This is a genomic window from Amycolatopsis sp. NPDC004368 (genome assembly GCF_053602515.1).
Genome location: NZ_JBSGDT010000083.1, coordinates 1 through 4,644, shown reverse-complemented (window position 1 = coordinate 4,644; position 4,644 = coordinate 1). Strand labels below are relative to the sequence as shown.

Annotated in this window: 4 protein-coding genes; 2 read left to right on the top strand and 2 right to left on the bottom strand. The window is 70.4% G+C overall.

The genetic code is table 11. The annotated features are described in order from the left end of the window. Nucleotides 1-194: 194 nt before the first annotated feature. Nucleotides 195-797 (bottom strand): 3-isopropylmalate dehydratase small subunit, encoded by a 603-nt coding sequence (leuD, locus tag ACWEOE_RS42035; protein ID WP_452019429.1) that lies wholly within the window; start codon nt 795-797, stop codon nt 195-197. Nucleotides 798-825: 28 nt separating this feature from the next. Beyond that, complete coding sequence (gene leuC / locus ACWEOE_RS42030; RefSeq protein ID WP_452019427.1) at nt 826-2,253, bottom strand: 3-isopropylmalate dehydratase large subunit; 1,428 nt, start codon at nt 2,251-2,253, stop codon at nt 826-828. Between the two features lie 143 nt (nt 2,254-2,396). Here leuC and ACWEOE_RS42025 point away from each other — a divergent pair, with 143 nt between their 5' ends. Further along, the gene (locus ACWEOE_RS42025; protein ID WP_326569155.1) at nt 2,397-3,098 is read left to right on the top strand and encodes an IclR family transcriptional regulator; all 702 of its coding nucleotides are present in this window, start codon (nt 2,397-2,399) and stop codon (nt 3,096-3,098) included. 237 nt (nt 3,099-3,335) lie between these two features. Next, a complete protein-coding gene (locus tag ACWEOE_RS42020; RefSeq protein ID WP_452019425.1) occupies nt 3,336-3,866 on the top strand; it encodes a hypothetical protein in 531 nt (176 codons plus the stop codon). Nucleotides 3,867-4,644: the final 778 nt, after the last annotated feature.

Genomic DNA, 4,644 nt, shown 5'->3' with positions numbered 1-4,644 from the left:
CTTAGCGCACACGGTATTACCAACGCAGCACAAATTCCAAACGGCACGCGGAATTTTCCCTTGCCCGGGGAGTGGTTCCGCCTCCCGAGGGACCCGTCAGGGGCCGGGGGAGGTGCCGTTCGGCGTGGGTGAAGAGGCTGGCCCGAGGGGCACGGATTCCCTTTCCGAGCAGGGAATCCGTGCCCCGTCCGGGACTAGGAGGCCGCGATCGGGGTGGTCACGGGCTTCCAGGAGGGGCGGGTCGCTTCGAACTTGTCGATGTCTTCGGCGTGGCGCAGGGTCAGGCCGATGTCGTCGAGGCCTTCGAGCAGGCGCCAGCGCACGTAGTCGTCGATCTGGAACGGCGCGGTGAAGTCCTTGGCCCGCACGGTCTTGGTCTCGAGGTCGACCGTGACCTCCGTGCCGGGCTCGTTCTCGAGCAGCTTCCACAGAAGTTCGACGTCCGACTGTTCGCACTGAGCGGCGACCAGGCCGCCCTTGCCGGAGTTGCCGCGGAAGATGTCGGCGAAGCGGGAGGCGATCACGGCGCGGAAGCCGTAGTCCATGAGCGCCCACACGGCGTGCTCGCGCGACGAGCCGGTGCCGAAGTCGGGGCCGGCGACCAGGACGCTGCCGCGGTCGAAGGGCTCCTGGTTGAGGATGAAGTCGTCCTGGGTGCGCCAGGCGGCGAACAGGCCGTCCTCGAAGCCGGAGCGGGTCACGCGCTTGAGGTAGACGGCGGGGATGATCTGGTCAGTGTCCACGTTGGACCTGCGCAGCGGCACCCCGACGCCCGTGTGCTGGGTGAACGGTTCCATGGTGGGAGCTCCTGTCTCGGGGGAGGGGTCAGACGGTGGCCAGGTCGGCCGGGGACGAGAGCGTCCCCCGCACGGCCGTGGCGGCGGCCACGAGCGGCGACACCAGGTGCGTGCGCCCGCCCTTGCCCTGCCGGCCCTCGAAGTTGCGGTTGGACGTCGACGCGCTGCGCTCGCCGGGGGCGAGCTGGTCCGGGTTCATGCCCAGGCACATCGAGCAGCCCGCCTGCCGCCACTCGGCGCCGGCCTCGGTGAAGACCTTGTCGAGGCCCTCGTCGATGGCGGCCTGGCGCACGCGCATCGACCCGGGCACCACGAGCATCCGCACGGACTCGGCGACCTTTCGCCCGCGCAGCACCTCGGCGGCCGCGCGCAGGTCCTCGATGCGGCCGTTGGTGCACGAACCGAGGAAGACGGTGTCCACCGCGATCTCACGCAGGGGCGTGCCCGGCGTCAGGTCCATATAGGACAAGGCCTTCTCGGCCGAGGCGCGCTCGTTCTCGTCGACGATCTGGGCCGGGTCGGGCACCGAGGCGCCCAGCGGCAGGCCCTGGCCCGGGTTGGTGCCCCAGGTCACGAACGGGGTGAGCTCGTCGGCGTCGAGGTGCACCTCGGTGTCGAACTCCGCGCCCTCGTCGGTGCGCAGCTCGCGCCAGTTCGCGACGGCGGCGTCCCAGTCGGCGCCCTGCGGCGCGTGCGGACGGCCCTTCAGGTACTCGAACGTCGTCTCGTCCGGGGCGATCATGCCGGCGCGGGCACCCGCCTCGATCGACATGTTGCAGATCGTCATGCGTGCTTCCATCGACAGGTTCTCGATGGCCTTGCCGCGGTACTCGAGCACGTGGCCCTGCCCGCCGCCGGTGCCGATCTTGGCGATGACCGCGAGGATGATGTCCTTCGCCGTGACGCCGGGCTTCAGCTCGCCGTCGACGGTGATCGCCATCGTCTTGAACGGACGCAGCGGCAGCGTCTGCGTGGCGAGCACGTGCTCGACCTCCGACGTGCCGATGCCGAAGGCCATCGCGCCGAACGCGCCGTGGGTGGAGGTGTGACTGTCACCGCACACCACGGTCGTGCCGGGTTGCGTGAGCCCGAGCTGCGGGCCGATGACGTGGACGATGCCCTGCTCGGCGTCACCCATGGGGTGCAGCCGGACGCCGAACTCCTTGCAGTTGCGGCGAAGGGTGTCGACCTGCGTGCGCGAGACCGGGTCGGCGATCGGGAGGTCGATGTCGACGGTGGGGACGTTGTGGTCCTCGGTGGCGATGGTGAGGTCCGGGCGCCGCACCGGGCGTCCGGCCAGCCGGAGGCCGTCGAACGCCTGCGGGCTCGTGACTTCGTGCACCAGGTGGAGGTCGATGTAGAGCAGGTCCGGTTCGGCACCTTCGCCTCGGCGCACGAGGTGGCTGTCCCACACCTTCTCCGCCAGCGTGCGAGCCTTGCCGGTCGGGCTGGTCATCTCCGGCTCCTTCCAAGGGGTTGGCCGGGAGCAAGGAACTCGGGCGACGTCCTCAGGCGGGGCGAGCCACGTCACGTGCGCAGCTCGAGTTCGTTTTTCCCAGATTCTGGACTTCCCAAACTTCGGGAAGTTAGTATCGCGTCGTGGGACAGCATAGCGGTATCGGAGTACTGGACAAAGCCGTGGCGGTGCTGCAGGCCGTCGCCGAAGACCCCTGTGGGCTGGCGGAACTCTGCACACGCACGGGATTACCGAGGGCGACGGCGCACCGCCTCGCCGTCGGTCTCGAAGTGCATCGGTTGCTGCGCAGGGGACCGGACGGCCGCTGGCGTCCGGGCACCGCGCTCGCCGAGCTCGCGGGCGGCTCGACCGACCCGTTGCTCGACGCGGCGAGCTCGGTGCTGCCGAAGCTGCGTGACATCACGGGCGAAAGCGTGCAGCTGTACCGGAGGGACGGCGTGCAGCGCGTGTGCGTCTCCACGGCCGAGCCGCCGAGTGGCCTGCGCGACACCGTGCCCATCGGGTCGCGCCTGCCGATGACGGCCGGCTCCGGGGCGAAGGTTCTCGCCGCGTGGTCGGATCCGCACACGCAGCGGACGATTCTCGCCGAAGCCGTGTACGGCGAACGCACTCTGCTCGAGGTGCGCCGGCGCGGCTGGGCGCAGAGCGTCGCCGAGCGCGAACCCGGCGTGGCGAGCGTCTCGGCGCCGGTCCGGGATTCCTCCGGCGCGGTCGTCGCGGCGGTGTCGGTTTCCGGGCCCATCGAACGCATCGGCCGCAAACCGGGCGCGCGCTGGGCCGCCGATCTCCTGGCCGCCGCGGACGCTCTCCAGGAACGGCTTTGACGCTCCGCTCCCGCTGACTCCCACCACGTTCCGTCCCGGGCCGCCTTCCCTTCGGGGGAGGCGGCCTTTCTGTTGGGCGCCGAACGGTCGTTCACCGCCCGAACCTGTGCCGGACTTCTGAGCCGGCTGAGAATCGGCCCGCCGTCTTCACGACGGCGCCACGGCCGTCGATGGGACGCTGGCCGCACTTCACTGGCCGACCGGCCGTGACCCTCCCAGGTGGACGGAGCCCCCACGATGACCGACCTCACCGCCCTGATCCACGCCGCCCGCCGGGCCGGCGCCGCAGCGGACTCGGCCGCCGAGCTGGTGCGGCTGCAGCGGGAGGTCGCCGCGTCCGCCGCCGACGTGCTCGGCTGGCTGCCGGGCGCGGGCGTCGACGAGGAGGTGCTCCACACCGAGCCGACCCTGACGCTGTTGCGGGTCGAAATCCCGCCCCGCACGGAGTACCCGCCGCACGACCACCTCATCCCGGCGTGCGTCGCGGTCCTCGACGGGTGCGAGACCAACACCTTCTACCGCGCGGACGGTCCGCGGCTCGCGGTCGCCGGCGAGACCGACACGGCGGCGGGGGCCGTGCTGCCGATGGACGCGCGCGTGATCCACTCCGTCGCGAACCGGACGGCCGGGCGGTCGGTGGCGCTGCACGTCTACTTGGGTGACCTCTTCGGGTTGTCGCGGACGATCTGGGACCCGGCGACCGGGGAACCCGGGCCTTACAGCGACGAGCGGTATTTTGCGCTCACGCGTTCCTCGGCGTCGGCTTGAACGTCCTGAGTGGACGGTTTACGGCCGTCCTGACCTGCTGATCCATCGCAACGCCCCGGTCGGCTCATTGGTTCCGGTCGGGGCGTTGCGCTGTCCGGGATCCCGCGGTTTCCCTCACTCAACGGGCCTGGGTGCGTCCGGTCGCCGGGGCGGGATACCTGTCCCTGACAGGGCTTCGCGGGCCGAACCGGCATTCACCGCGGCGCCACTCGCTCGGCCTCTTGCCGCCTGTCGTTGCGTCACATGGAACCGCGGGCGGCGTCACACGCTTGGCCGAGTCGTCACGCGTCCGGCCCCCTTCGCGGGTGGGCCGTCGTGCGCACTCGTTGCTGCTCGAGGGTTGTGCTTTGTCGGGTTTCGCTGCCGGGGCGGGGCCGTCGGATGAGTTCGCTGCCGCCGCAACGGGCGTTGCGGCGGAGGGGGGCGAACCCCTTGGCGGCAGGGGTTCCGGGTGGCCCTCGCCGCCCCGCCGGGTGGCCCGGCGCCCGGATTTCCGGCGATCGGCGGGGGTGGTCTCGTCAGTCCGCAAAGGACACTCCGGGGGTTCGGGCAAGATCGCCTGCCGCCACTGGAGAAGCACGGTGTGGCGGAGTCGCCGGCATCAAAACCGCTGGTAGAGCCCCACTCTGGGCGAACAATCGAACACAAGAGCGAATAGTGCGACGCTTATTCCGACCGTTCCTGGGGTCTTCGAATGGGCGGACCGCAGACACGCCAACGAAAAAACCCAGGGTCCCGTTTGGACTTCTCCGCGTTATGGGTAATACTATTAAGGAGT